The organism is Streptomyces capoamus, assembly GCF_014654935.1.
Taxonomy (GTDB): Bacteria; Actinomycetota; Actinomycetes; order Streptomycetales; family Streptomycetaceae; genus Streptomyces; species Streptomyces capoamus.
This window is the reverse complement of sequence record NZ_BNBF01000003.1, coordinates 179,903-183,335: the sequence shown is the minus strand read 5'-3', so window position 1 is coordinate 183,335 and position 3,433 is coordinate 179,903. Positions and strand designations below refer to the sequence as shown.

The 3,433-nt window shown below is 71.2% G+C and carries 4 protein-coding genes and 1 pseudogene; 4 read left to right on the top strand and 1 reads right to left on the bottom strand.

From position 1 onward, the window contains the following. The 3 genes from IE312_RS39110 to IE312_RS06730 all read left to right on the top strand — a co-directional run. Nucleotides 1-601: GlxA family transcriptional regulator (locus tag IE312_RS39110; RefSeq protein ID WP_229899204.1), on the top strand; the 601-nt coding region annotated here is incomplete at its 5' end. A gap of 42 nt (nucleotides 602-643) precedes the next feature. After that, nucleotides 644-1,429: an MBL fold metallo-hydrolase gene (locus IE312_RS06735; protein WP_189979260.1), complete on the top strand. Its 786-nt coding sequence runs from the start codon at nucleotides 644-646 to the stop codon at nucleotides 1,427-1,429. A gap of 65 nt (nucleotides 1,430-1,494) precedes the next feature. Then, nucleotides 1,495-1,674, top strand: a complete 180-nt coding sequence (locus IE312_RS06730; RefSeq protein ID WP_189979258.1) for a hypothetical protein — start codon at nucleotides 1,495-1,497, stop codon at nucleotides 1,672-1,674. Between the two features lie 32 nt (nucleotides 1,675-1,706). Here the strand turns inward: IE312_RS06730 and IE312_RS06725 are convergent, their stop codons facing one another. Next, nucleotides 1,707-2,600 (bottom strand): LysR family transcriptional regulator, encoded by an 894-nt coding sequence (locus IE312_RS06725; protein ID WP_189979256.1) that lies wholly within the window; start codon nucleotides 2,598-2,600, stop codon nucleotides 1,707-1,709. Nucleotides 2,601-2,709: 109 nt separating this feature from the next. Here IE312_RS06725 and IE312_RS06720 point away from each other — a divergent pair. Beyond that, nucleotides 2,710-3,433: pseudogene (locus IE312_RS06720) on the top strand (SDR family NAD(P)-dependent oxidoreductase); the annotation flags it as partial.

The following is a 3,433-nucleotide window of genomic DNA, read 5'->3' as shown; positions in this document are numbered from 1 at the left end:
CGCCACCACCCACTGGCTCACCGCCGGCCAACTGGCCGCACAGCACCCGGACGTCGACGTCGACCCCGAGCCGATCTTCATCCGCGCCGGGCGGATCTGGACCTGCGCGGGCGTGACCGCCGCCATGGACCTCGCCCTCGCCATGGTGGCCGAGGACCACGGACCGGCGATCGCCCTCGACGCCGCCCGCGCCATGGTGATGTACGTCAAACGCCCCGGCGGACAGACGCAGTTCAGCGTTCCGCTGTCCGTGCAGTCGAGCACCGACGACCGTATCGACGCATTGAGGCGCTGGATGGAAGCCAACCTCACCGAGCGGATCCCGGTCGAGGCCATGGCCGCCCGCCTGAACCTCAGCGTGCGCCACTTCTCCAGGATCTTCCGTGACTGCACCGGCCGCACCCCGGCCGACTACCTGGAGGCGGTCCGGGTGGAAGCGGCCCGCCTCCTCCTGGAGGAGTCCGCACGCAGCCTGCCCGACATCGCCGCCGCCAGCGGACTCGGGTCGGTGGAGACTCTGCACCGGGCCTTCCGCCGCCGCCTGGGCACCACCCCGGCCGAGTACCGACGCCGGTTCCGGCCGCATGCCACCGCTCGCTGAACCACCGCCACACCCACACTCCCTCCTCCGAGGAGCACTCAGTTGTCCCGTACCAAGGTCATTCCCATACCGGTCCTGGGCCGGCACGCCGTCAACGCCTACCTGCTGCTCGGCCGCCACCCGGTCCTCGTCGACGCCGGAACGCCCGGCAGCGGCCGGCGCATCACCGAGCAGGTCGCCGCCCACGGCGTCGATCCGCGGGACGTCCGTCTCGTCGTCGTCACGCACGGCCACATCGACCACTTCGGCTCCGCCGCCGAACTGCGCCGGCTCACCGGCGCGCCGATCGCCGCGCACGCCGCCGACCTCGGCCCCTACCGCACCGGCCGGGTCCGCGAGCCGTACCTGCCCACCGGCCCGATGGGACGGCTCATGGCCCGCCACCCGCAACTCCACGTACAGGCCGAACCGTTCGAACCCGACCTGCTCGTCCAGGGCGAGACCGGCCTCGCGGACTTCGGGGTCGACGGCCGCATCATCCCCACCCCCGGGCACACCGCCGGGTCCGTCTCCGTCCTCACCGACGACGGCGACCTGGTGGCCGGCGACCTCATCGCCAACTCCTTCATGGGGCTCCTCAAGGGCCGCCCCGCCAACCCGCCGTTCCACGACGACCCGCTCGCCAACCTGGCCAGCCTGCGCGCGATGCTCGACCTCAAGCCCGTCCGGCTGCACGTCGGCCACGGCACGGCCCTCGGCCCGGGCCGTGCCGCCCGGTGGAGCGCGGCGGAACAGCGCAGACTCGAACGCCGGGCAGCCCGTGGCCGCCTGGGGGTCAGACGGCAGGACCCCGACGGGAAACCGGTCCGGGGCGCCCGAGCGGGCTGAACCCGGCCGTGCGGACGGCCGGATTCCTTGCGATGCGCCGGACCTCGCGACCTGTTCACGCGTCCATGGCCCACCTCCACGCGCTGGTCCAGGCCCGGGCCCGTCACATCGGCGTCCTCGAAGCCCTCAGTTGTCCGTCCACCGCCGACCTGTGCGTCGGCCTCGCCGCGATGCGCGCCGACCCGCTGCTGCCACCGGAACTCCTGCCCGAGCCCTGGCCCGCCCCCGGCGGATCACGCCGGTGACACCTGACGCGTCGTGGGGAAAGGCAGTGGCCTCAGAACCGCACGGTGCCGAGGTCGCGGACGGTCTGGGCGAGGGCCCGGACGAGGTCGTTCTCGGCGTCCCTGCGCCACACCAGGGCGAAGGGGAGGGTCCCCATGTCGGGGAGGGGAACGAAGCGTACGTGGGACAACGTGGACCAGTAGCGTGTGACGTGCGAGGGGAAGGGGTGGACGATCTCGCCCGTGATCACCAGGTGGATCAGTTCGTCTGCATTGGTGACCTGCTCGACGCGTTCGAGCACCTTGCCGCGGGGCGTGTAGAACGACAGGTAGCCGTCCTCCCAGGAGTCCGGCATGTCGGGGGCCATGGCGTGGCCGAAGTCGGCCAGGGCCTCGACCGGAACGACTGGCCTGTCGGCGAGTTCGTGGACCGCGGAGACGGCCAGGACGCGACGGTCGTGGAAGAGGACCGGACCGACGGTGAGATCGGGCTCGTCCACCGGCAGCCAGGTGATGAACACGTCCATGTCGCCCTCGCGGAGTCTGGCGAAGGGGTCGACGTAGGGCGCTCTGCGGACCTGCAGCTCCCACTGGGGATGGCGAGCCTGGAACGTCTTCCAGAAGTGGTGCAGCTCGATCACGTTGAAGGGCATCATGCCGACGCGCAGGCGGGCGGTCTTGCCGCGGGCGGTCATCCGGGCGCGTTCTAGGCTGTGGCGCAGGTTCGCGTAGACCGGCAGCAAGTCGGTACGCAACTGTCGGCCGAGCGGGGTCAGACGGATCTGGCGGCGGTTCGAGCGGTCGAACAGCAGGCCCCCCAGCTTGCGTTCCTGACGGCCGATCACCTGACTGATACGCGCCTGCGTGAGGTGCAGCCGTACGGCCGCCCGGCCGAAGTGCAGCTCCTCCGCCACGGTCAGAAAGATCTCGATGTCCCGCACTTCCACGTGTGGCCGCCCCCGTCATAAGCCTGAGTTATCAAAGCCTACTGATCTTCGACGTTGATGGGCTCGGCGGGAAACTGAAAGATCGACAGCGGGCCGGAACCGCTGCCCGGTGATCCGTGAGCGGTGCGGTGCCCGTACCGGTGACACCCGTCATCCCGGCCCGCACACACCGGCGACCCGAGCCCCCGGGCGCCCCACCTCCCGGACAGGAGCATCGCGCGTGCAGACCTCTGCCGAAACCACCAGCCGCGTCTGGTTTATCACCGGCGCCAGCCGGGGCCTCGGCCGCGCCTTCGCCGAAGCGGCACTGGGGAGCGGCGACCGCGTCGCGGTCGTCGCCCGCACCACGGCTCCGCTCGAGGAGCTCGCGGCCGCCCACCCCGGGCGGGTACTGCCCCTCGGGGCGGACGTGACCGCCCGCGACGCGGTGTTCGCCGCCGTCGAAAAGGCGGTCGGCCACTTCGGCCGGCTCGACATCGTCGTCAACAACGCCGGGATGCTGTCGATGGGCATGGTCGAGAGTTCACCGAGGCCGAGGCGCGGGCCCAACTGGACCTCAACTTCTTCGGCGCGCTGTGGGTTGCGCAGGCCGTCATGCCCGTCCTGCGCGTGCAGGGCTCCGGCCACCTCGTGCAGGTCTCCAGCATCGCCGCCCTGGGCGGCTTCCCCAGCACCGGCCTCTACAGCGCCAGCAAGTTCGCCCTGGAAGGTCTCAGCGAAGCTCTCGCCGCGGAGGCAGCCGGCTTCGGGGTGAAGGTGAGCATCATCCAGCCCGGCGGCTACTGGACGGACCTCTACACCGCCATGCGCAGCACGAGCCCCATGGAGGCGTA